This window comes from Kushneria indalinina DSM 14324 (assembly GCF_003385845.1).
GTDB lineage: Bacteria > Pseudomonadota > Gammaproteobacteria > Pseudomonadales > Halomonadaceae > Kushneria > Kushneria indalinina.
Window position 1 is genome coordinate 34,856 of sequence record NZ_QRDJ01000012.1, and the last position, 24,221, is coordinate 59,076.

Below are 24,221 nucleotides of genomic sequence, written 5' to 3' on the forward strand. Positions count from 1 at the left end.
ACATGACTTCCACCTTTACTACTGCTGTTGGTCTTCTGGCACATCGCGATATGGGTTTGCAATTGCCTCTCTGCGCCTTGAAAAGCGCAGCAGGCTATTACATTGGCACTGTTCATGATGAGCATGGCCCCGTATCACGAGAGTCCGTGGAATACTTCGGGACGCAGCAACAGGCCGAAGAAGCACTGGCCAGCGGTCGCTGGACTCAGCGTTTATCATCGGGACTTTAACCAAGGAGAGTTTCCATGAAAGTAAACGTCAATCAGCTGGTCTACGACGATGCTCATCCACAGTGCACATGCCGTGTTGTTCAAAGCCAAGGGCAGCTTTACGCCATGGTTCAGTGTTTGGACATGGGCATGGACGGAGAAGAAGTTGTAGGTACCAAGCGATATTGGGGCACTTTTGAATGGGATAGTGAGGACCACATGCGAGCCATTTTGAAAAATGGCGGCAAGTGGGACGATCACGGACCCATTTAACGCTTCAAAATAAGCTCATACGCGGGATCAACCGATCCATTCCTCCTGGGACGATTTCAGTCCCTCGGGGCTGTATCGTCCATCATTTCACTGATGGAGCTCCATATGGCTATGAATGATCAACTCATGGAGCCGGCGTTCTCGGCACTGACCGAGAGCCAGCTCCACACGATTGAGGATCTGCTTTCCAATGACGAATCCTCGTCGGATGAGGAACTGATCGAGTTCTTCATCTCGGAGGGCATACCCGAGGCTTCGGCGCGACAGGCTCTGGCTTGGCGTGATCGATACCTCACGACGATCTACCTCAACGGGCACACCCCGATTCATCTCGAGCGTGACGCTTGGCGTTACGACCCGCAGGCGCATCAATTCGTGCCTGTCTGACTGATACCCAACCCCCGGGGGCGAACACTGCCCTTGGGGGTAGCTCGCCCCCTTCTTTAATGATGGAGGCAGCATGTCGACTTCTACCCCACTCTGGCGTCTCGAAGAGGCGCCGGAGCTTTTCCTGGATGGCTATGTCGCCGATGGCGACCGCGCGGTCTTTTTGTCTCTGTGGGGGCGGGATACCGCCATTCACGAACTGATGGCCAAACTGACTTTGCCCGTCGCCGAAGGTGGATGGACCGGGATCACGCTTCAGCAGGATGGCAAGCAGGTTGCCTTACAGCTGGATCGTGAACGTTTGGCAAAACGCACAACACGGACCTATCGACAGACGCGGTTCGGCAGCCTGTTGAATCTTTGGCTGTACGATGCTCGCTGTCAGGATCCGGATCGGGCCAACCGTCAGTGTTACGCCATCTTCAACGAACGAGACCCACATCAGGACAAGAGCGCGATGCTCTGGTCGCGTCTGTGTGATCTCGCCGCGTTTCCACTGCTCGACCATTGGCAACCTACGATCGTCCAGCTGCTCCTCGAGCACGGAGCAATACGCATGCTCGATCAGGCTTCCGAGCGTCTCTCTGGCGTCTGGATCGATCTTTCGCTGGCCAGCGTTCAGGACGCCATCGGTCAGCTCATTCACTCCGGCAATCTCGCCACGCAATGAACCCGGGAGGCCATCATGGCTCTGATGTTTCCACGCCTGGCGCGTAACTTCGCCAAGAACGGCTACTACCCGACCGACGAGGACACGATTGATCGAGCTCTTCAGGCTTTGGGCACCTCGCATGACCAGCGGGTGCGTATTCTGGATCCGTGTGCCGGCGAAGGCCACGCGATTCTGGAAAGCGCTCACCGGCTGGGCCGGGAACGAATCGACGCCTATGGCATCGAGTACGATCTCGAGCGAGCGCGCCACATGCAAAGTCTGGTCGATGTCGGTATCCAGGCAGATCTGATGGATACCGTCATCTCACCTCGCTCGTTCGGAATGATGTTCTTCAATCCACCCTACGGCGATCTCGTCAGCGAGACCGGCGGCAGCAAAGGATATGCCGGCAAGGGCCGGCGGCGGCTGGAAAAGTTGTTCTACCAGCGCTGTGTCCATTTGCTTCAGTACGGCGGGGTCATGGTGATGATCGTGCCGCACTACGTCTTCGACGATGAACTATCGAGCTGGGTCAGCCAGCACTTCGATCGCGTTACCGCTTTCGAAGCCTCAGTCGATACCTTCAAACAGGTCGTGGTCTTTGGTGTTCGCACGAAGCGCAATGCACTACTGGCCAACGACAGGACCAAACCGAATAGGGAGATGTTGCAGCAAATCGGACTGGGAGAGCTCAAACCCGAACCGCTGCCTTCGACCTGGTGTGATGATCTTTATGACGTGCCGCCGGCCGCGGGCAGCGCGCCACATTGCTACCGCATGTCGATGGAGCCCGAGCAGCTGGAGCAGGAAATCGATCAGCTGGACGGTCTTTGGTCCGACTTCAACCTTGCGTTTTGGACCGATGGGGTCACACAGCGCCGGCCACTGCGCCGGCTCTCGAGCTGGCACCTTGCGCTGTCACTGGCAGCTGGAGGTGTCTCGGGCATTGTGACCTCGAGATCGGGACGTCAGCTGGTCGTCAAGGGTGATACCTTCAAGGAAAAATCCTCGAAGATGGAGTTCAGTGAGGACGCCGATGGCAACATCACAGAGCGTCGCATCCTGACCGATCGCTTTGTGCCAGCAATCATGGCATGGGACATGACGCCGGACTCACCTGATAAAGGTCAGCTGTTCAAGATCACATCAACGCCGACGCTGGATGCGCCGGCACAACCTGAACCTGCCGACTCGGACGCCGAGACGGCATAACCAACAAGCTCGCCTTCTGGGCGAGCCAACCCCCTACGGGCAGAACATCGCCCGTAGGGGCGTGTTCTGCCCGTTTTCTTTTGGAGATGGACATGAACATGCCTTGCAAGACATCAGATAACGTCATCGCGCTCAACGATTTCATCGACGAGTTCGGCGATGGCCTTCTGGATACGCTCAACCAAACCCATCCCCCCGTCTATGACGGTCGAGGGGATCCGGCGCGACAGGCGGTGATGAACGCTCTGGCACGCCAGCCGTTTCCAGCACAGGCGGATGTCGTTCACGCGATCTGCGCACTGCTCCTGGATCAAAACGAGCGTGCCGGCGTGATCAACGCCGAGATGGGAACCGGCAAGACGATGATGGCGATTGCTGTCGCCGCCGTAATGGCGACCGAAGGCTATCGCCGGTCATTGATCGTCTCGCCGCCGCACCTGGTTTACAAGTGGCGGCGCGAGATCCTCGAGACGGTGCCCGAAGCTCGGGTCTGGGTGCTCAACGGCCCGGATACACTGGCGAAACTGCTCAAGCTGCGCGAGCAGCTGGGGCAGCCGGATGATGATGGCCGGCCCGAATTTTTCATAATGGGCCGTGTACGAATGCGGATGGGGTTTCACTGGATCCCGGTGGCCACCCCAAAACGCACGCTTTCCGGTCGCTTCGCGGCGTGCCCGGATTGTGGTCGGATAATCCAAGACAATGACAATGAACCCATCCGGTTCGAGTTGTTTCAGCAGACTGAACGTCAGCAGCGATGTGCGGGATGTGATGGCCAGCTCTGGACGCTCATACGACAGCGGCCGCCCAAAGGGGATGCCCGCCGTCGTTCGGTGCTCAAAGCTTTGCAGCGCATTCCAACCATCGGAAAGGTGACGTCCGAGAAGCTGGTCAGTCAGTTCGGGGAGGAATTTCTCTCTTCGATGCTGGCCGATAACGTGCACGAGTTCATCAATCTGATGGACGAAAACGGCGATCTGGTATTCAACGATCGGCAAGCCAATCGAATGGAACGGGCGATGGCCAACATCGAGTTCGGCTTCGGCGAGGGAGGTTTCCAGCCGAGCGAGTTCATCAAGCGCTATCTACCCGATCATTACTTTGACCTGCTGATTCCTGATGAGGGGCATGAGTACAAGAACGCTGGGTCGGCTCAGGGCCAGGCCATGGGCGTACTGGCAGCGAAGGCACGCAAGACGCTGTTGCTGACCGGTACGCTGATGGGCGGCTACGCCGACGACCTATTCTATCTGCTCTTCCGGATCCTGACGCCGGTGATGATCGAGGACGGCTACCGTCCCCAGCGCAATTCTCTGGGCGCGGCGTCCATGGCCTTCATGCGCGAGCACGGTGTTCTCAAGGACATTTACTCGGAGCGCGAGGGTGCTGGACACAAGACGGCGAAAGGTCGGAAAACCTCGGTGCGCACGGTAAAGGCACCGGGTTTCGGTCCCAAGGGCATACTGCGCTACGTGTTGCCCTTCACGGTCTTTCTCAAGCTCAAGGACATCGGTGGCGATGTACTGCCATCGTATGACGAGGAGTTCGTGGAAGTACCCATGTCGTCTGATCAGGCCAATGCCTATAACAAGCTCTCTGGAGAGCTGACGAAGGCGCTCAAGGAAGCGCTTGCACGCAAGGACACTACCCTGCTGGGTGTGGTGCTCAATGTGCTGCTGGCGTGGCCTGATTGCTGTTTTCGGCCCGAAACGGTCAAGCACCCGCGTTCACGGAAGTTGATCAGTTTCGCGAAGTCGATCTTCGACGAAGCCGAAACGATGCCGAAGGAAGACGAAGTGGTCGAGCTATGCCGGTCGGAGAAGTCCCAAGGCCGCAAGGTGCTGGTCTACTCCACCTACACTGGCAAGCGCGACACAACAAGTCGCCTGAAGCGTGTACTTGAGCAATCGGGGCTGAAAGTGGCCGTGCTGCGCTCAAGCGTCGACACCAGCCGGCGTGAAGACTGGATCGCGGATCAGGTCGAAAAGGGGATCGATGTGCTGATCACCAATCCGGAGCTGGTAAAGACCGGGCTGGACCTTCTCGACTTCCCGACGATCGCGTTCATGCAGACCGGCTGGAATGTCTACACGCTCCAGCAGGCTGCGCGAAGGTCTTGGCGTATCGGTCAGCACCAAGCGGTGCGAGTGAAGTTTTTCGGCTATGCCGAGACCTCACAGATCGCCTGCCTGAGACTGATGGCCAGCAAGATAGCTGTGGCGCAGAGCACGTCCGGGGACATCCCCGAGTCGGGGCTGGATGCGCTTAACAGCGATGGCGAGTCAGTCGAAATGGAGCTGGCTCGCCAGCTGGTTGCCTGATGCTCACATTCACTTCAAACAAACCCCTCTTCGGAGGGGTTTTTTATTGATGCATGAAGCGTTCTAATCGGAAGATGCATAATCCTTAATCTACTGGGTGATTAAAAAGTGAACAGCAACCAGCTCAATCGACCAAAACCTGTACGACGTAAAGTTTTTGTCAGTTATCACCATGGAAACGATCAGGACTACTACGACACCTTGTCAGAGAATATGGATGATCGTTTGGAGCTATTCACTGATAACTCGCTGGAAAGGGAAGTCGACAGCGCTGACCACTCATACATCATGCGACGGATCCGAGAGAACCATCTTCATGGCAGCTCCTGCACTTTGGTTCTTTGCGGCGCGGATACGTGGCAGAGAAAGTATGTTGATTGGGAAATCGAGGCTTCACTCGTCCAAGAAATGGGATTGGTCGGTATTTGGCTTCCGTCACTTCCTCTTGAATTAAATGGAGGGACAGCAAAGCCCGCCCGTCTTCAGGACAACATTGATAGTGGATATGCTGTCTGGGTGAACTGGCATGATATCGAACAGGACCCAAGCGCTTTAAGGGATGCTATAGAAAGAGCAAACAATGCGCCGCAAAAACTGATCGATAATTCTCGCAAGCGACAAGGCCGTAACTTATGAGCTCAGTAGCTGCCACAACCTGTCGCTCCCCAATCAGGGATATTCTTCGTATACACGTTGTGTGGGCAAACGGATCCGAAAATGGCGAACACATTGCGGAGTTAATATCGAAGCATTTCGATGGCATCGGCATGGAGCGGGACGGCGTTGCCTACAGGGTGCCAGTACGTTTTGCCAGCGCCCCATGGGATGAGACATCGCCGCTACCTGCCGATATCGATCTTGGCCGTGCTGTGCATAATGCAATTGTCCTTCTACATGACGATGTCATGAATGACGAGGCTGACGCTTGGGACGGCTATATTCAGCGAACAAGACAGGCCATTGCCAAGCGTGAAAATGCCGATTTCGTGATCCCATTCGGAAGTCCTGCCGGCGATCCGCCACTTCCATCTGACGCGGCAGCCAGCATTCAGTACACGTATAGAAAAGGCTGGAAGAAAAAAATATCAAGCGATGCTCAAGACAGTCGGCTACTTCTTCATACGCTTTATCAGATCCGCCGCCAACTGGCATTAATTGAAGGCAGGGATGGACAGGAAAAAATTTTTGTCAGCCATGCCAAGGTTGATGGAGATGCAACGGCTACGTCGATCGTGGATTTTGTGAACGACAGAAACCAGGACGTCCCCCTTCACACTTTTTATGATGCCAAGGAGCTAAATCCCGGGGAAGACTACAGCGAGCGCTTTTCCAGAGAGATTGAAACCGGCACTCTGCTCGCGGTGGTCTCAGACGCTTACGATTCCAGACCCTGGTGTGTCTTCGAACTTACGGCAGCCAAACGCCAGTTACGCCCCATCGTTCTCGCTGACGTTGGTCAACGCCGGACCAGCCGCACGTATCCATACGGTGCAAATTTGCCAAAGGTCAGGATTTTTCCGGAACCGGGCAAAACTCATTGGGTCGAGCCGCTATTGGTTGAAGCGCTATCAGAAGGGTTGCGATGCGATCTTTTTGAGCGGCAGGCCGCTCGCATTGTTGATGGTCATACCGAGGCGCTTATGCTCCCCAGACCACCGGAACTCTTCGACGTCATCGATGCTGAAACACTACCGGCTTTGATTGTCTATCCTGATCCGCCTCTCGGTGCAATCGAAGAAGAACTGCTATTGAAAGCCCTTAAAGGGGTGTCACCTGAAACAAGGGTATCGACACTTGGTGAGCAGTCATGACCGCGCTTAAAGGTAAATCAGTGGCTCTTTCAGTGAGCGATGCACCTGATCGAGCTCGCCTCGGGTTGCCGGCGCGCGAGGTAGATCGGGCCTTGTTCTCGATATGCACAGTGTTGGTCCGAGCTGGTGCAAAAATTGTTTACGGTGGCAATTTGGACCCGGATGGGCTCACTTTTGGCATGTTCAGGCATCTAGCAGGTGCCTATGTGGCAGATGGTACGGTTCCTTTCGTACACATAATCCCGGAGCCGGTTCTTCGGAAGGCATCTTTTGACGAACTCATTTCTGCCTTGCGTGAAGGTGCATCAGTTGTTGAAACACAGGCACACATTGATGGCGCCCTTGTTCCTTTACGATCCGTAGAGGATGGCTTGCGCGCAGGAAAGGGCGCTACGAGCATCAGAATACAGAGCGAGGGAGAGTTCAATAGTTGGCTCGATACCAAACCCAGACTCGATGACCCATCAGCTTTTTCCGCCGCCAGAAAAGCGATGACGGATATCTCGGATGCCCGTGTTGTACTCGGAGGAAAAATGGGGCTACTTGATGACCCCAACGACATGTATCAGGGCGACATGCCAGGTATTGTTGAGGAAGCCCTTTTGGCGCTGAAAGCTTACCAGCCATGTGTGCCGTTGGGCGCGTTTGGCGGCTCAGCTCGGGATGTAGCCATTGCACTGAATCTTCTCGACCCGGCAAAGCGCGTGCCGCGAGGGGAACAGTCGCCGACCTACAGTCCGTCTCTTGATCAGATCGCAGCATGGCAAAGTACAATTTCTGACGATCTTCGTCCCGATTTGGTATCTCTGGCTGATGACGATCGTGGTGAACCCATGGCGTACGATATTGCTGATCTCCTAAGGCGCTGGGTTTCCTAAAGAAATTACAGGCCGCCCTTGTTTGAGATTGATGGTCAGCGATATTGCCGTTGCGCATGGCACGTCCGAGGGCAACCCTGGTTCCGCTCCCTTTCGGCGAGGTTTATTACTATGGTAATAGAAAAATGCAATTAGTGTTGTAATAGCCCAGCACCGACAATCGTTCATGTCGGAGCGACAAACCAGATGAGATAGAGCGCTCCCCAGCCGTATACACGGTGCAACGCGCAATGCGTGCCGAGGCTTATAGCCGAAGTGGTGTCTGGATCTGCTGTATCAGCATTGTGAAAAGGACGCGATTAGCGTCCTTTTTGCATTTCTGCATTCTACCTTTTCCCACCCGTCTGTGTAGCTACAGGCTCTCCCTTGTAAATCTTTCCACACAGTATGTCGAAACGCATTTTACCCCGAAGCGCTGGTTCTTCCTTTTCTGGATCCTGGTGGTATGCGCTTTCAATCGTTAGGTCGAGATCCTGCTTGACTCGTTGGCCACGCTTAGCAGCACGGCGCAGTTCAAAAAAGATGTAGTAAGGACCCTGCGGGTCTTCAATTTTAACTGTGTGTGCCCAATTCCTTAGCGCAGAGGTTTGTCGAACGTTTGTTTGGCCATCGCTCAAAGCAGCGATAATCGCAGGCAACCCATGGGACAAACGGTATCGAGTAGAGCAAAAAAGCCTATCTCTGCCACCCTGGTCCTTCAGGATCGGATGCCCTGTTTGATGAAGAGCTGTGTCATATCCCATTGTGAAGCAATGGCAAGTGAATCGGATCCTCACGTTGAGCACCTTTCCTGCCTTGCGGCTGTCGATGTAAATCGAAAACGGATCCAAGTGTCCGAGATCGTACGTTTGGCCGGCTATTTCCAAGGGATCAAAAAATGGGGTACTCAACGAAGGGACCCTTATCGTATGTGAAGCAATTTAGGGTGCCATTATAAAGGAAGCGCTACCCAAAAAACGGCTTCGACATATTGAACATCCAGCAGACCTGTCTCTACTGACCATTCTTCCCTATCGGCAAATTCAGAGTCCTGTGCGACCGCAAAAGTAACACCCACCCCCCTCCAGATCGGGACTTCCAGAACACCACTACCATTAACCTCAGGTCCAGTAGCCGCTGAATAGTTTCTTGTGAAGAGTTCCACTGCCTTTTCTTTCATGTACTGAACCGCTTCGCTCTCTGAGGGGTATCGTTCCCGAAAGTCAGCCGACGATTTGTGCAGTGCCTGGGCGGTCACTTCGACATTTTCAAACTCGAAACGCATTCGTATATTCCTCACGTGATGGTGGGTCAATTTAAGTATGGTACTCATCCAAGCGCGTATCTTTCATTTAGCACGGAGTCTAAGATGAATATCTTATAATCTACTTTTTTTGTAAGCATATATTCTGAGAGAATAGCTACTAGCAAACCGATCGATAGAGCCGAAGCGACGAAAGCCGTCATGATAACTGAAGCGTTAATTTCAAAGTTGTGCAATAAATCTTCGAAAGAATAGCCAAATATATCTAGCAGTTTTGCAACTGCGCTAAAAAAACCCACCCAAGCTCCGAGTTTAAATATTTTTTTGACAAAAGAATCAACTTTACTTTTCTTTCTGCCTAACCAGTTTTTAGCTTCAACAATTTGAACGTCGCTAAAATCTTTTAATCTATCCATGTTTTTACGGTCTCTTTGGTAGGCCATTATTAATTGGCTGAAGGCAAACCTGGTTTCTAGGTAGAACTCCCTCATTCCGATTGATAAAAAACCTAGTGAGCCAATCAAGCAGCCGCTCACGATAACCTTAAAAATGATGCGTGCTGTGTTATTACTTGCTATAAAAACATCTAAATCTAAATCGTAAAAAAATGACCACACGACAAAAGAAAGTAAAGCGAGTGCTGATGCCATCCAAATAACGATAAAAAATTTTCTTGCAAGTACAGTTCTTTTGCCAAGAGCATGTTTTTCCCTTACGGGCACCTTTTTTTCAAAAGTATCTAACGTCTCTAAAAGATTTGATATGTTCAAGAGACTACCCCTCACACAAGGATATTTTTTATACGTAAGATGCTATGCAAAGCATCTTACTTGCTTCAGCATTTAAACGCGATCAGTCTTTGACAAGACGTGCTTAACATACACTATTGCAATAGCGTATGTCACGCTCAAGTAAATTTAAATAGAGAACCGTTATAGAAACGGTCCCGATAAACGAGCGTTAACGGAACAACCAGATTTTTCCTGCCCAATAGAAAACCATCAATAATAATAAAATTAATAAAAACTTTGTGACAGGCAATGCTATAAGTGCGGAAAGGAATTGAAACTTTCCAAGTAGATAGAGTGCCGTCCCGATGATCGTATAGATAAGCTGATAAGTACTTTGAATAGATGCGAGATTGTGAATAATTTTCATAGCTGTCTCCTTATGTTTATTATATTTATAAAAATTTATTATTTTTTATAAATTTTTAAAGAAAACAATGCTTTTATAAGAATAGAGGCACAGCAGATAGGGTGGTATTTTATAGGTATGCCCCAATCGCTACAGGGTCCATAATGCTTTACTGTATCGTTTTAGAGGTCAAAATGACTCTAATCGACACGCTTTATTTTCGCTACATCTAATTGCTACAGAGGTCGCTATGTTCGTCCGCGCATATCTTAGAGGCAGCACTGATGAACAAGACGCCAACCGGGCACGTGGCCAGCTCCAAAATTTTTCCACGCAGCATGGCGTACAGATCGCCAGCTGGTACGTCGAAAATGCGTCTGGTGCGTCTATAGCTAGACCTGAGCTTTCACGATTGCTGAACGATGCCCATGATGGCGATGTGATACTCATTGAGGCGATCGACAGGCTTTCTCGATTGAACCACGACGATTGGAGACACTTACGGGGTGAGCTCAATAATAAGGGGCTGCGAGTAGTGGCACTGGATCTCCCTACCAGTTACCTCGCCCTGTCCCTGTCGGGCCAAGCAGCAGATGATTTTACCGCCCGGATTCTTGATGCAGTGAATGGCATGATGCTCGATACGCTGGCAGCAGTTGCTCGCAAGGACTATGAAGATCGGCGATATCGTCAACAGCAGGGTATTGAAAAAGCCCGAGCCGAAGGGAAGTTCAAGGGCCGACAAAAAAACCTCAAGCTGCGCCAGCAGATCGATCAACTGCTGAAGTCTCGCCATGCTGACGGCAGTGGCTACTCGATCAGGGAAGTGGCCAAGGTGTTGAAATGCAGCACCAACACGGTCATGTCAGTGAAATCAGATGGCGTTTAAGGATCGTCATGCGTCAGCGTGAACTTGTTCCCCTGCGTTTCGCTACAACGATAACGGCAGCTAGAACCATGGCTGGTAGCACGTAATACAGGGTGATGGCTGAACCGTAATATATTGCTGAGCCCAACATATATCGGATCCTGTCGACACCTATCCCATGAGTAGTGGCCATCACTGGATATTGCATGCCCAGAGGATGAGGCACGAAACTCAGGACGGTCCCGATCGTTAGATAAACAACGCCGGCAATGCTGAAACAGAACAGCGCAAAAGCAGCCATATCCGGCCTCCAAAATCTGAAGTGGAGACCTTGTAAACGGCTGAAACATCAAGACCTTGAGGCGGCGTCTACAGCTTTGCCATTGGTATTTCATCCCAGCGTGTCGTGAAACGCGGTGATCGATTCGCACAGCGCAATTGCCAGGCAGCACCGGTAGCGGCTGAACCGAGCCGGACGGTGTTTCTGCCCATTTTTTCATTCAGTTCATCCATGACGCCCATCAACCGCCCGCTGCGCGCTCTCTCAATATCGCTACGTGCAGAGTCAAGCAGCGACAGCTGTTCGACACTGCGATCGCCTATATCCATCAGCATCACTCCGGCTTTCTTGTACTGAAACCCGGTCGTGTAAATCCGTTCCAGCACTCGCATTGACGCAGCAACTATGTCGCGGCTGTCATCAGTGGCGTGATCCAGTTCAATGATCTGGCTGGGGTTGTACTGGTCAAGGTCATGGCGGTGAGGATTCGTGCGTAAAAAAACGAGCACAGCGCGACACAAAGAGCCCTGCTTTCGTAGTTTCTCGGCACTACGTTGGGCATGTTGTCGTATTGCACCACGAACCTCGCTTTTATCTTCAGTCAGCTGACCGAACGATCGACTAGTCATGATGCGCTCTCGAGCGAAATCCATACCCATCATCTCGATCGCCGGCGTCTCCTGTAGCTCCAGAACGGTGCGTTCAAGAGTGACGGAAAAGCGCCGGCGGAGCTCCTTTGCATTCTGCCGGCGCAGATCCCAGGCCGTGTTGATTCCGAGCTGCCGTAGCTTCTCGTCGAGGCGACGACCGATACCCCAGATATCCCCCAGATCAAAATGCTGGAGCAACTCAACGGCCCGTGGACTATTGGGATATAGCACGCAGACCCCTTCATAACTGGCGTTTTTTTTGGCTGCTCGATTTGCGACTTTTGCCAACGTCCTCGTGGGCGCCACGCCGATCGATACCGGGATCCCCGTATACTGTTTTACCCGCCTGCGCAGCTCATGAGCGTGTTGCTCCAGCTGATCGGCAGAGAAACCCGAAAAATCAACCCAGCACTCATCGATCGAATAGGGATCTATGCCCGCGCTGAACTCTTCAAGCACTGCCTGAACACGCTGGCTGATGTCGCCGTACAGTTCGTAGTTACTGCTGAAAAGCGTGACACCTTCGTGCATGACCTGATCGCGCAAAAAATGAGCGGGTGTGCCCATGGTGATACCCAACGCTTTCAATTCATTGCTCAACGCTATGACGCAGCCATCGTTGTTGCTGAGCACGCCTACAGGACGATCATTTAGATCAGGCCGAAACAGCCTCTCACAGCTGACATAGAACGAGTTGCAGTCAACGATACCGATCATATCTGGAACTCAACGTGGCCAGAGCGAACAACACCCCAGATTTGAACTTCAACATCAGTCATTGATATCGGCGGGTAACGGTTTCCACCTGAACAGAGCAGCTGGCGATTGCCACGCTCGAGCCACTTTTTGACAGTCAGCTCGCCTTCGACCAAGGCCACGACAACATGCCCGGGGCGTGGGGTGACAGATCGATCAACAATGAGATGATCGCCCTCAAAAATTCTATACTCTTCCATCGAGTCGCCCTGGACCCTGAATATGAAGGTCGCTGCGGGGTGCTTTATATAGCGCTCGTTCATATCCAGTGATGTCGCTGCGTAGTCCTCGGCCGGACTAGCAAAACCGGCAATTCCGGCACGTACCATTACCTCGGCACAAGGGATCTCCATGCTTGTTGGAGCCGACTGGAAAGTGCCGGCAAGGATGACATGAGACATGGTGCATTCAACCTCCTTTAACTGTATTTATATACAGTATCCCGGCTAACGCCATTCAGGGCAATTCCCCTTTATGGCAACCAGGAACGTTTCAAGCCGGGCTTAATCTTTATGCTGGCCCGAACCCATTGATTCCGGCCTCATCTGTTACTCTTGAGCAAATTTTCAGAGACCAGCAATGCTACGACGTCTATTCACGCGCTCCGCTCCTGCAAGCCGTGGCAAGGAAGGCTTTCACAGCCCTGTCACCGGCAAGGAGCTTCTGGCAAAACCGCGTCGTCAGCAGATGATCAAAACACTGTGGGATACAACGTCTCTCACGCAGGATGTTTTCAACGAGTACCTGTTGGGGCCAATTCATCGATACGCCGAACTGGTTCAATTACTACCGGCTTCTGAATCCCATCATCATGCCTATGCAGGGGGAATGCTCGATCACGCGCTCGAGATGTCCTGCTACGGGCTACGATTGCGTCAACGTCATCTTCTGCCGCCGGGCGCCAGGCCTGAAGATCAGAGCTCGGCAGGCGAATTGTGGAGCGCCGCCGTAATCTACGGATCACTCATGCACGACGTGGCCAAGACCTTGGTCGACGTTGAAATTCATCTCGACGATGGCAGGGAATGGCGCCTGTGGCATGGAGTGATCCCCGGCCCTTACCGGGTTCGCTATCGCGCCGGGAGGGAATATCACCTGCACAGCGCGGTCAATCCGCTGCTTGCCCAGCAGGTGCTTGGGCCGAAAATCCTCGATTGGCTCATGACTCAGCCGAAACTTTTTTCCGTCCTCATGTACACGATCTCCGGACACACCGAGCGTGGTGGGATTATCGCTGAGTTGATCCATCAGGCTGACCGCGCCAGTGTGGCGAAAGCGCTGGGTGGCAATCCTGTGCAAGCACTGTCGGCGCCTGTTGAATCCATCCAGCGTAAATTGGCTGAGGGTTTGAGATATCTGGTCAGAGAGCAATTCAAGCTGAATCAGAAAGGCGGGATGGGTTGGCTGACGGATGAGGCGCTATGGCTTATGTCCCCGAAAGCCGTCAATGAGCTCAAGGCTCATTTGTACGCTCAAGGCATAAAAAGCATTCCAGCCGACCTTAATCGACTCTATGGCGAGCTACAGGCACATGGCTTGATCGAGGAAGTCAGCGATGGGAAATCGGTCTGGAAATGCGATATCACTGATGGGGAATGGAAACAGACATTCAATATGATTCGGGTGCCACCAACGCTGATCTGGGGAGTCGAGGGCAAACCTGCAACTTTCAGTGGAACGGTAACTGTTCAAGGTGCTGGAGCGGCTGAAGAGGAGAAAGCGACAGATGCACCTTCAGCTCCCCAGAACAATAGCCCGGCAGAGCAGAAAGCACCGAAGCCTACATCTGAAACAACATCTACTTCGACATCGCACCCACAACCCGAGAAAGCACCTTCTGACCCGGCCCCAAGCGACGACGGCATCGACGACGATATTCTTGCATTGTTCCCGGAAGGAAATTCCGGTTCAGAAAAGACGCAAGAGCCAGAAATGATAGAGGGGCGCAGTACCGCAGGAGAACCAGCGACCCAGGCGACCCAGGCGACCCAGGCGACCTCAAGCACACCACAGAAGAAAGAAACCTCAACCACTGTCCAGACTAGCGAGTATAAGAACAGCTCCGATTTGGGAGTGCGTTTCTGGCAGTGGCTGAAAGATGGTTTGGCGAACCACACCATCATTTTCAATGACACCAACGCCCCGGTGCATGTCGTCGCCGGCACCTACTTTCTGGTCAGCCCGGGTATCTTCAAGCGATTCAGTCGAGAGATGCTCAATAAGGAGAGCGAATGGCAGGCAGTGCAGAAGCGGTTTCAGAAATTAGGCGTCCACGCCCGGTACAAAGGTGAGAACTTTCACAGAGTGACAGTGCAAGGCATGAATAAAAACGGGCTGCTAAAAGGATACTTGATCAAGGATCCGCATGAGCTGAGCCAAAAGATCCCCTCCGATAACTGGGTGCTGGCATTGCACTCCTCCGACTCTGAATAGATACCTTTAAAAACATACGGTTACACGGCAATAACATTAACGATAGATTTCTATCGTGCAGGAAAATTTCATTGAGGAACTGCTACAGGACGTGTTGACAACCCCATACGGCCTGGCCATCATCGTCGATGCCAATGCAGTGCAGAGTGTGAGCATTTCTGCTCAAGTATCAATTTCTGTGAAATCTCAAATTCATGATTTATATGGTTTTTCAACTTATATTGCGTCAACACAAGTAATAACAGCAGAATTTCTGCTGCGTTGAATGCCGTATGTTGTTTTTTCATAGGAACTCTGCGCTCGATCCATAGACGACTGGACGAGGTGCAGCAAATGCGCGTTCTATCAACGGTTTGTACCAAAGGCGGTGTCGGCAAAACGACATTGACGGCGAATATCGGCGGTCTGCTGGCTGATGCCGGTTTCCGCGTTCTGCTAGTAGACCTGGATTCCCAGCCTACTCTTTCCTCTTACTATGAGTTGTCCCAGCCGGCCCCGGGCGGTGTTTATGAGCTGCTCGCTACAGACGTGAGCGATCTGAACCAGATCATATCCCGGACGGTCATCCCCAATCTCGATGTCATCGTTTCGAACGACTCTCAAAACCAGCTGCATCAACTATTGTTGAATGCGCCCAACGGGCGTTTTCGCATGATAGATCTGCTTGGGCGTTTTGAACCCCATTACGATGTGATTCTCATAGACACACAGGGGGCTCGCTCCGTGGTTTTGGAGATGGCTGTTCTAGCCTCCGACCACGTAATATCGCCCATCGTGCCCGAGCTACTCACAGCGCGCGAATTTGTTCGTGGCACACAAGGGATGTTCAACGACCTGCGTGAACTGGCTCGCTATACCCGATTCGAAGTTCCCCCCGTTTCTATCGTGCTCAATAAAATGGCTGATCAATTTCGTGACGCCAGAGATGTCTCCCAAAGCGTCAGGGAAATGTACGCCAAGGTAGAGGACCACGGTATCGGCGTACTGGAAACGCCACTGGTCAGTCTGGCTGCATTCGGCTCGGCGGCAATGCATGGTCTGCCTGCTCACCGTGTAGAGACTCGAAAGCCTTCTGGCCGCAAGGCACCAGCCTGCGCCGATCAGCTCAAGAGTCTGGGATGCGAGCTTTTCCCAGAGTGGAAAGAAGCCATCCATGGCGTCGGCATCAACGGCGTCAAGAAGACTAGCGACACCCCAGAAGACAGGGGGTGAGCCATGTCTACCGACCAATTTTCAGCTCCGGTGCCAACCGGAGACGAGATAGCTGCGTCTGTACCACCCCACAGCGTCGAGGCCGAAGAGTCCACTCTTGGCGCCTTGATGCTCGACAATGACAAATGGGATGACGTTTGCGAAATCGTCGATGCGCACTCTTTTTATCGTCACCAGAGCAGGCTGATTTTCAAAGCAATGCAGGAGCTTTCGCGGGATGAGAAGCCTCTCGACCTCGTGACTATTTCTGAGTTGCTTGAGCGCGATGGTCATCTCGAGACGGTCGGCGGTATGGCCTATATGTCTGATCTGGTGCGCGGCACACCCTCGGCAGTCAATATCGTCGCCTATGCGGAAATCGTGCGTGAGCACCAGCGTCGTCGGCAGCTGATCAACATGGGCCGTGACCTCTCTCAACATGCACTGGATGGTAAGCAGCTTAGCCAGGCACTGATCGAAGCTACTGAACGCCAACTGTTTGAACTGGCCGAGAACAAACAGGCCGATGATAACGGTATACGATCAGCCGTATCAGCAGCGATTGATACCATCGATCGCGCCTTTAACGCGAAGGACGGCATTACTGGTACGCCGACCGGTTATGCGGATCTCGACAACCTCACAAGCGGTTTGCAGGATGCCGACCTAGTTGTTATCGCGGCCCGCCCTTCGATGGGCAAAACGACCTTTGGCATGAATCTGGTCGAAAATGCGCTGATCGAAACAGCTAAAAATGAAGACAAGCAAAACGCTCCAATCTTCGTTTTTTCGCTGGAAATGCCTCGCGAAGCACTGATGCTTCGTCTCATGGCCAGCATGGGGCGAATTGACCTGAGTCAGCTGCGCTCGGGCAAACTCGATGACGAGGGTTGGACCAAACTATCTGCCGCTACAAGCCGCATCATTTCTTTTGAAGAACGCCTGTTCATTGATGATTCAAGCGGCCTATCAGCGACGGCTCTCAAATCGCGTGCAAGACGTTTGATGCGCCGCCATGGCAAGCCTGCTTTGGTCCTGATCGACTACATCCAGCTGCTTGAGGAGCCTGGTTGCGAGAACCGTAACAACGAGGTTTCCGCGATCTCACGTATTCTCAAGGGTACAGCCAAGGATCTGAACTGTCCGGTCGTGGCGCTATCACAGCTCAACCGCGGGCTTGAGCAGCGCCCCAACAAGCGCCCTGTCATGGCCGATCTTCGCGATTCAGGCGCCATCGAACAGGACGCCGATGTTATTGGCTTCCTTTATCGTGATGAGGTCTATAACAAGGACAATCCGGACAACAAGGGTCTGGCCGAGCTCATTCTTGGCAAACAGCGTAATGGCCCGATAGAAACCGTCCACCTTGCATTCATCGGGGCGCACACACGCTTCGAGTCGCTGGAATACAAACAGATGCAGGAGGTGCCTCATGGCTGATGCACTTCCTATCCGTTGCCCTAGCCGCGCACTCCGCCGAGTGGTTCGTTATGCGGTTGATCATGGCTGGTTTGTCGAACGAACGCGCGGCGGCCATGTCCGCTTTATTAAGCCGGGTTGCCCTCCGGTATTTACCGGCTTCTCACCCAGTGACACTCGAGCCGAGCGAAATGTGTTGGCGCGACTACGTCGGATCCAACAACAAAAGGAGGGCGAGGCATGATTCCCGATCGCATCCTTCGCAAGATTGAGCGCTGTCTGGCGCTGTCACAATCTGCCAACAAACATGAGGCCGGCACCGCTTTGCGTCATGCGCAGCGGATGATGGATGAGTACGGTGTTAAAGAAGTGGATATAGCGGCATCGGCCATCGACCGAATCGCCGTCAAGTCCTCCTCCGGCCTCAATCCGCCGGCTTGGCTCGACCGTCTCGCGTCGCTTATCAACGCCGCCTTTGGCACGGCCACTGTTTATGAACCCTCCCCTACCCTGAACGGCTGGCAGGGCCGATTCGCATTTTTGGGCGAATCCAGTCAGGCGACTATTGCCGCATACGCATTTGAGGTGTTGCAGCGCCAGCTGGTCAATGACCGCAAGTCGTTCATGGCCGGCATGAATCAACGGGCAAAACGAGTCACCAAGATTCGTCGCGCCGATGCCTATGCCATGGCGTGGGTCTCGGGAGCGTACGAGCACATTTTACCGGTCAAGAAAACAGATGAAGCGGTTGCCGCGATCGAACGTTTCCAGGCCCGTTTTTATAACAAGATGGAGTCGATGAACGCCATCAACCGCGGCCAGAAGCGTGACGATCACAAAGCGATGGCACGAGGCTACGAAGCAGGGCGCCAAGCCCAGCTGCATCATGGAGTCGACAAAGAGCGTCGTCAGGAGCTGCCCCATGGCTGAGATCTTCTTTTTTCCCACATGCGAAGGAAGCGACCAAGGTATGGAGCGCTATCTGACGACACAGGAATGCTTGGCACTGGGTCTGGCAGACCCATTTGAAAGCTGGACCGAGCATCTTGAGGCTTGGCTGAGCACAAATCCTCATGCCGGCAACCAGCGATACCAGATCGTTTGTTCTCTGCTTGCAGACACGTGGCTCGTTTTTCATCTCGCTTGTGATCAAACAGGTCAACTAGTGATGCAGCGACATCACAGGCTGCGTTGGACACAGCTGCAATATTCAAAACTTAGCGATCTCGAGTTGCTGGTAATCGTCAAAGACAACCTGAGCAAACTTCGCTCGGCCCTGCGAGATATCAATCAGCTGCACCAGCCTCAAGTTGGCATGACCCTGCACGATCTTGATAAGGGCATTGACCAGCTGAACCAGCAACTCAACAACATTTTCGATTACGGCGGCTGCACCGAAGGGCAGCTGGAGTGGACAGCATGAGCAGAAAAACCGATAACTCAAATTCAATCACTGCGAAACTGAGCCAGCCCGGCCCCGCGCTGAATACTCAGCGTGCTGATCGTCTGCCGGCACCTACGACCGAGCAGTCAATGTCGCTGACACTGGATCAGCTGCGACCCTACGATCGTAACCCGCGCACCCACCAGAATCCGAAATACGACGAGATCAAGGAGTCCATTCGGGCTATCGGTCTGCGCCAGAAACTTACCGTCACCCAGCGCCCTGGCGACGATCGCTACATGATCTCCGATGGTGGCAATACTCGTCTCACGATTCTCAACGAGCTCTATCAGGAGACAGGCGACAAGCGCTTTTATCATCAGGACTGCCATTTCGTACCCTGGCAGGGTGAGATCAACGTTCTGACCGGCCATCTTGCAGAGAACGACAACCGTGGCCAGTTGAGCTGGGTCGAACGCTCACGTGGCATTGTCGAGGCCAAACGTCTGATTGAAGAAGACGCCGGCGAAACGATTTCCCAGCGCGAGTTAACCAAGCGGCTGCGTACCTTGGGCTACACGATCAATCACGGCCACGTCAGCCGTATGATCTACACCGTCGAAAATTTTCTGCCCACGATTCCTCTATCGCTCGAGAGCGGGATGGGCCGCCCCCAAGTTGAAAAGCTGATCTCCTTTCGACAGTTCTGCGAAGAGTGCTGGCGACGCTGTGAATCTTATTGGGAAGAACACGCCGACGATTTCGGCGAGGGTGAACAGTGGGCACTCAGTGTGGTTGACGGGAATTTCGATCAAGCCTGGCACGATGAAATGACTGAGCTCGATTATGAGGGGCAGACCGAGTTCAAGTGGAACGTTGTTGAAGATCGCCTGAAAGGGATGCTCCATGAGCACACCGGCCTCCATTTCAATCCGATCGATATGGCTTGGAAGAACTGGTTTACCGTGCGTAAGCATTCAAAGTCAGCGACGGAAGAAGAGCGAGCTGACATCTGGACAACGGTCGATAGCGAGCTCGAGAGGCTGCGTAATCCGGACCAGCCTGATCTGTATCCCCCAAAAGAGAAGGAAACCGGCAGCTCACTTACAAGCGGCGCCGGTGTCAGCAAAGAAAACAAGAAGCTGGCTTCTCCAGATTCTTCAGCACCTGAGAAAGTCGGCACCACCAGCGATAGTGATACCTCCGGTGAAGGCACCGAAAAGAAGGTAGAGACTGAACAAGAAGAAAGCGGTTCATTCTCTCCGAGCGAACAGACTCAGGTCAGTAGCACTTCAGAAACTTCTGAAGTTCTGCGTATGCGTCAACAGCTTGAGGAGCTTGAAGCACGCAATGCCGAGCTTGAGGCCCAAACACAGCAGACTCCTGTCGCTCCGCAAGGTGTCAATTCCAACGACAGCGATGACGCCATCGGGCTGCTCGATGCCGAGCCAACCCGTACCTCTGCTGAGCAGTCGACCATCGTTGATGATCTGACACTGTCCCCCTACAACGAGAGTGATGGCCACCGTCAGCTGCGACATTGGCAGGCAAAAGAGCACGGAGAAGAAGCGTTCGATTTTGAAGCTTCAGCACTTAAAAGCGTCCCGCTCCAAGACGGGGAAAGCATCGCTCCAATTACCGATCTCTGGCATATCCCCACCTGGCGCCGTAACCCCCAGGATCTGCGCCTTCAGATCGGCCAAGTAGTTCAGACTTTAGCCAGCTGGGCAGAGATTGATGCCAGCGGTACCAGCGATGTCATTCGTCTCAATGCTCGTGAAGGTCTGGGTTATGAGCTCAATCCATTGAACATCGAAAGTGCCCCAAGCCGTCGAGCTCAATTGGTCTGGCAATTACTCGCTGCGCTCGAAGGCAACATCGATCCAATGCTGCCAAACGATATCTCGCTTCTGGGTGAACTCGTAGGAAGCCACGACAGTAGCGATCACAACGTTCGACTGCCCGATGGCCTGTTTGTCCGTGTCTTCTGGCTCACTCGACTGATCCGCGTACTGCGCTCGGAACTTGAAAATACAGAGGGGGATGCGTAATGGCGACGCCTCAACTCAATCACGCACTGTTTAATCAGGCGCTCGTGCTGATCCGGGAAGGAGATATGCGTCGAGCCCGAGCCCTTGGATTCCGAGACGATGAGCTACAGAGCCTGAGCCGATTGAGGGCCAGCGAAATCGAATCGCTGATCAATGAGTTTCCTGGCGTGGCTCGATTCGAGCTGGACCACGATACGTTTCAGGCGGCCTTACGACGTATCAACCGTGACCAAAATCGCGATGGCTTGGTCAATCAGTGCATTCGTTATGGTGCCAGCGTACAGATGCTGGCGACCTTCTTCGGCCTGACACCTAATGATTGCTCAGCTCGCCGGTCTCTGCTGGGTGTCCCCAGCAGACAGGGGCGTCTACCTATGCCCGATGAAGCGACCGAGCATAATGCCTATCACCGATGGCAGACCATCTCGGATGATCCGGCAAGCCCCAGTGCAGCTGAGGATATCCAAGGAATGTTGGTTCTGGCCGAGGAAACAGAGCTCTCCTTGGCGGTGATCTGGACCCTCATCAAACAGTGGACGCTACCGGAACAGGCTCGTCAGAAGAACGTGCCTGCTGAGGACGATGAAGCAGTACGTGAAGGAACATTGTGATGAAGAATTTTGACGCGCTAATCGGGCGCGCCGCTTCATCTCTGACTCAACGCCGGGGCGACAATGCCTCGGCGTCAAACGCTGTAGATGATTCTCCCGATGGCCTGCTGTTCATGGGTAACCCTCATGAGACAGTGCCTCGCGGATTGCTGCTCGATCAACGACTCGGTGCCGTCGACGTTTTGGGATGGCAGGTAATTCGGCTGTTATCAAACGACGATCGCACCACTGCTTTTCCTACCTATGACGAACTAGAGCCACTACTGCGATCAGGTGCAAAAAGTCGTGCATCGCGTAAAACCGTGGCACGGGTTATTGCCATATTACGGCTGACACGATGGATGACTCTTGGCCTTAAAGCCCGCAACACCGAAAACGGACGCATGATCGGCAACGTCTACGTGCTACATGACGAACCCCTTTCTCCAGCTGAGTCCCTGTCACTGGATGCCAAATACGTTGAGTACGTCATTCAGTGCACACGTCATCACAGTACGGCTGTGACCGAAGCAGCGCTTTTGGTGTGCGACGAACTGGCCGAATCAGGCGTCATGGATGTACCTACCCGACTGGACATCCTCGACCAGCGGGCACGGAGACAACAGTCTTCTGAGTTCCCTGGAGGAACTGAGGGAGAAATTGCTGAGTTTCCAAAAGAAACTCAGGCAAATAACCCGAGTTCCCAAAGGAAACTCGGGCAGTTTCCAAACGACCAAGTGCAGAGTTCCCAAGGGGAACTAAGTCGAAAATCAACAACTTATAGCAGAGTTCCCAATGGAAACTCTGCTACTACTACAGGTAGTTATACAAACAATGTTTGTAATAACACCGCGCGCGAGGAAACACCTCGAGATCTGATCTGGAGTTACCCGCTTGAGTTGACCTCGGACGAACGTGAATCAGCCAAGTACATGCTGGTCGGACTGACACCTGATATTCAGCAGTCAGTGATTGATGAGGTTGCGGGCCGTGTTGACGCCGGCAAGGTAAGTAGCCCGATGGGCTTGCTTCATTCGCTGGCCAAGAAGGCTGTCACGAAATCATTCCACCTGACTGATTTTGGCAAAAAGATCGCTAAAAAACGTCAAGGTGGTGGCGAACAAGAGCCCCCACAACAGCAGCCAGTCGTCCCTCTTAGAGAGCGTTTACCTCAAAACGTCGGTAAATCTGAACAGGACAAACCTCTGTCGGCTGAAGCTGAAGGTCGGCGGCAAGATCTGCTCAAGGGATTGGGCATCAAGCGCTAAATCATCAAATCATATTTAACGTTTTTGATAGGTCGCAGAAGCTTCGTGCGAGATGTTTTACAAGCGATCTATCACAAAGAAATCAGGAGTTTATATGGCTGGCACTGAGCCACGTGTGGGGCAGCTTCGCAGCAAGATCGAAATGACTCTGCACACCTATCCGGCCGTGCTCGCTTGGCATGGACGCGGCGTCGAAAGCGGGAAGCCCCCCGTTGTCGGTATGAAGCAGTTTTTGACAGTTGCTGGGCGAATCCATCAAGCCGCTATCCAAGACGATCCTTACGCAGATCAGTGGCTCTTGCTGCTCGAGGACAAGATCAAAGAGACCCGTCAGGTGCTACATCAGCTACAAAAACGGGTTGAGGGGATTCTCGAACAGATTCCCGAAGGGCTGAGCGTAAGCAGAAATGTCAGCCAACAGCCGTTCGTTACACCCGTTTTTACGGGTGGGCAGCTTGGCTGGCAGGCAGTGATGCTGCTTATGGAATACGACAGCATCGTGAGAGATGCGCTGCTTGCCCATCACATCGGATTACTTGGCAACAAGCAGCGTTCGTCATTGATCCGCGATCAGGGAGGGCACGCCCTACGGTCACTCTGCTATGCCCCCGTAAGGTTTCCTGGCTTCAGTGGAGCCACACGCGACGATTTTGCTGCAAACAACGCTAAGGCAAGGAATGCGAGAGAGAAGTTCGGTGAGGTTGCGTCGGACATTCTTGAGGGCACTCGCCGTAGTGAATTTGCCCCAAGTGTGCGTAATGAGCGTACGGCAAAGACGGCTGACAGCAGCGGTGGTTTGGAGGGCTCAGATTTAGATGATGACGAATTGTTCCCTGACTCAGATGAAGTAAAAGATTGAGGTCACTGTTGCCACTGGCAACACCCCGGGAGGGATGAGGTCACTGTTGCCACTGGCAACACCCCGGGAGGGATGAGGTCACTGTTGCCACTGGCAACACTCCGGGAGGGATGAGGTCACTGTTGCCACTGGCAACACTCCGGGAGGGATGAGGTCACTGTTGCCACTGGCAACACCCCCGGGAGGGATGAGGTCACTGTTGCCACTGGCAACACTCCGGGAGGGATGAGGTTACTGTTGCCACTGGCAACACCCCGGGAGGGATGAGGTCACTGTTGCCACTGGCAACACCCCCGGGAGGGATGAGGTCACTGTTGCCACTGGCAACACTCCGGGAGGGATGAGGTTA

General features: G+C 53.2%; 24 protein-coding genes. 20 read left to right on the forward strand and 4 right to left on the reverse strand.

The annotated features are described in order from the left end of the window. The first annotated feature begins 2 nt into the window (after nt 1-2). From C8D72_RS16900 to C8D72_RS16940, 9 genes are all read left to right on the forward strand, one after another. Nucleotides 3-230, forward strand: coding sequence for a hypothetical protein (locus tag C8D72_RS16900; RefSeq protein ID WP_115855635.1), 228 nt, complete (start codon nt 3-5; stop codon nt 228-230). A gap of 15 nt (nt 231-245) precedes the next feature. Continuing rightward, complete coding sequence (locus tag C8D72_RS16905) at nt 246-482, forward strand: hypothetical protein (protein ID WP_115855636.1); 237 nt, start codon at nt 246-248, stop codon at nt 480-482. Between the two features lie 105 nt (nt 483-587). After that, complete coding sequence (locus tag C8D72_RS16910) at nt 588-869, forward strand: hypothetical protein (protein WP_245955321.1); 282 nt, start codon at nt 588-590, stop codon at nt 867-869. Between the two features lie 73 nt (nt 870-942). Next, nucleotides 943-1,539 (forward strand): hypothetical protein, encoded by a 597-nt coding sequence (locus tag C8D72_RS16915; protein WP_115855637.1) that lies wholly within the window; start codon nt 943-945, stop codon nt 1,537-1,539. Between the two features lie 15 nt (nt 1,540-1,554). Beyond that, entirely contained in the window at nt 1,555-2,733 is a 1,179-nt protein-coding gene (locus C8D72_RS16920; RefSeq protein ID WP_115855638.1) for a DUF6094 domain-containing protein, read from the forward strand. Between the two features lie 92 nt (nt 2,734-2,825). Further along, nucleotides 2,826-5,054 carry a DEAD/DEAH box helicase gene (locus tag C8D72_RS16925; RefSeq protein WP_342768082.1) on the forward strand — a complete coding sequence of 743 codons (2,229 nt, stop codon included), beginning with the start codon at nt 2,826-2,828 and terminating at the stop codon, nt 5,052-5,054. Nucleotides 5,055-5,162: 108 nt separating this feature from the next. Then, entirely contained in the window at nt 5,163-5,690 is a 528-nt protein-coding gene (locus C8D72_RS16930; RefSeq protein ID WP_115855640.1) for a TIR domain-containing protein, read from the forward strand. Continuing rightward, complete coding sequence (locus C8D72_RS16935; RefSeq protein WP_115855641.1) at nt 5,687-6,865, forward strand: toll/interleukin-1 receptor domain-containing protein; 1,179 nt, start codon at nt 5,687-5,689, stop codon at nt 6,863-6,865. Before C8D72_RS16930 ends, C8D72_RS16935 begins: the two co-directional genes overlap by 4 nt. After that, nucleotides 6,862-7,743, forward strand: coding sequence for a hypothetical protein (locus tag C8D72_RS16940; protein WP_115855642.1), 882 nt, complete (start codon nt 6,862-6,864; stop codon nt 7,741-7,743). Before C8D72_RS16935 ends, C8D72_RS16940 begins: the two co-directional genes overlap by 4 nt. 931 nt (nt 7,744-8,674) lie before the next feature. Here the strand turns inward: C8D72_RS16940 and C8D72_RS16950 are convergent. Together C8D72_RS16950 and C8D72_RS17415 are read right to left on the reverse strand one after the other, a co-directional pair. Further along, on the reverse strand, nt 8,675-9,007 hold the full coding sequence (locus C8D72_RS16950; RefSeq protein WP_115855644.1) for a hypothetical protein: 333 nt from the start codon (nt 9,005-9,007) through the stop codon (nt 8,675-8,677). Nucleotides 9,008-9,051: 44 nt separating this feature from the next. Further along, nucleotides 9,052-9,756 (reverse strand): hypothetical protein, encoded by a 705-nt coding sequence (locus C8D72_RS17415; protein ID WP_147301563.1) that lies wholly within the window; start codon nt 9,754-9,756, stop codon nt 9,052-9,054. A gap of 617 nt (nt 9,757-10,373) precedes the next feature. Between C8D72_RS17415 and C8D72_RS16965 the strand changes: the two genes are divergently transcribed. Next, on the forward strand, nt 10,374-11,012 hold the full coding sequence (locus C8D72_RS16965) for a recombinase family protein (protein WP_115855647.1): 639 nt from the start codon (nt 10,374-10,376) through the stop codon (nt 11,010-11,012). A gap of 348 nt (nt 11,013-11,360) precedes the next feature. On the opposite strand, the gene C8D72_RS16970 is transcribed toward C8D72_RS16965, so the two are convergent. Together C8D72_RS16970 and C8D72_RS16975 are read right to left on the reverse strand one after the other, a co-directional pair. Next, entirely contained in the window at nt 11,361-12,638 is a 1,278-nt protein-coding gene (locus C8D72_RS16970; RefSeq protein WP_115855648.1) for a Y-family DNA polymerase, read from the reverse strand. Next, a complete protein-coding gene (locus tag C8D72_RS16975) occupies nt 12,635-13,078 on the reverse strand; it encodes a LexA family protein (RefSeq protein WP_115855649.1) in 444 nt (147 codons plus the stop codon). The genes C8D72_RS16970 and C8D72_RS16975 overlap by 4 nt, the downstream gene beginning before the upstream one ends. Nucleotides 13,079-13,256: 178 nt before the next feature. Here C8D72_RS16975 and mobH point away from each other — a divergent pair, with 178 nt between their 5' ends. The 10 genes from mobH to C8D72_RS17025 all read left to right on the forward strand — a co-directional run bounded on the left by mobH (nt 13,257) and on the right by C8D72_RS17025 (nt 23,872). Then, nucleotides 13,257-15,110, forward strand: a complete 1,854-nt coding sequence (gene mobH, locus C8D72_RS16980; protein ID WP_115855650.1) for a MobH family relaxase — start codon at nt 13,257-13,259, stop codon at nt 15,108-15,110. Nucleotides 15,111-15,165: 55 nt separating this feature from the next. After that, nucleotides 15,166-15,375 carry a hypothetical protein gene (locus C8D72_RS17420; RefSeq protein ID WP_147301564.1) on the forward strand — a complete coding sequence of 70 codons (210 nt, stop codon included), beginning with the start codon at nt 15,166-15,168 and terminating at the stop codon, nt 15,373-15,375. 68 nt (nt 15,376-15,443) lie between these two features. Further along, on the forward strand, nt 15,444-16,322 hold the full coding sequence (locus C8D72_RS16985; RefSeq protein ID WP_115855651.1) for a ParA family protein: 879 nt from the start codon (nt 15,444-15,446) through the stop codon (nt 16,320-16,322). 3 nt (nt 16,323-16,325) lie between these two features. Continuing rightward, complete coding sequence (dnaB, locus tag C8D72_RS16990; protein WP_115855652.1) at nt 16,326-17,741, forward strand: replicative DNA helicase; 1,416 nt, start codon at nt 16,326-16,328, stop codon at nt 17,739-17,741. A 219-nt stretch (nt 17,742-17,960) separates the two neighbouring features. Further along, a complete protein-coding gene (locus C8D72_RS17000; RefSeq protein ID WP_115855654.1) occupies nt 17,961-18,650 on the forward strand; it encodes a DUF2786 domain-containing protein in 690 nt (229 codons plus the stop codon). Beyond that, nucleotides 18,643-19,143 (forward strand): hypothetical protein, encoded by a 501-nt coding sequence (locus tag C8D72_RS17005; protein ID WP_115855655.1) that lies wholly within the window; start codon nt 18,643-18,645, stop codon nt 19,141-19,143. The genes C8D72_RS17000 and C8D72_RS17005 overlap by 8 nt, the downstream gene beginning before the upstream one ends. Beyond that, on the forward strand, nt 19,140-21,155 hold the full coding sequence (locus tag C8D72_RS17010) for a ParB family protein (RefSeq protein ID WP_115855656.1): 2,016 nt from the start codon (nt 19,140-19,142) through the stop codon (nt 21,153-21,155). The genes C8D72_RS17005 and C8D72_RS17010 overlap by 4 nt, the downstream gene beginning before the upstream one ends. Beyond that, nucleotides 21,155-21,766, forward strand: a complete 612-nt coding sequence (locus tag C8D72_RS17015) for a DUF2857 domain-containing protein (RefSeq protein ID WP_115855657.1) — start codon at nt 21,155-21,157, stop codon at nt 21,764-21,766. The genes C8D72_RS17010 and C8D72_RS17015 overlap by 1 nt, the downstream gene beginning before the upstream one ends. Continuing rightward, nucleotides 21,766-23,013, forward strand: a complete 1,248-nt coding sequence (locus C8D72_RS17425) for an STY4528 family pathogenicity island replication protein (RefSeq protein WP_147301565.1) — start codon at nt 21,766-21,768, stop codon at nt 23,011-23,013. The genes C8D72_RS17015 and C8D72_RS17425 overlap by 1 nt, the downstream gene beginning before the upstream one ends. 94 nt (nt 23,014-23,107) lie before the next feature. Continuing rightward, a complete protein-coding gene (locus C8D72_RS17025; RefSeq protein WP_170140639.1) occupies nt 23,108-23,872 on the forward strand; it encodes a PFL_4669 family integrating conjugative element protein in 765 nt (254 codons plus the stop codon). Nucleotides 23,873-24,221 lie beyond the last annotated feature (349 nt).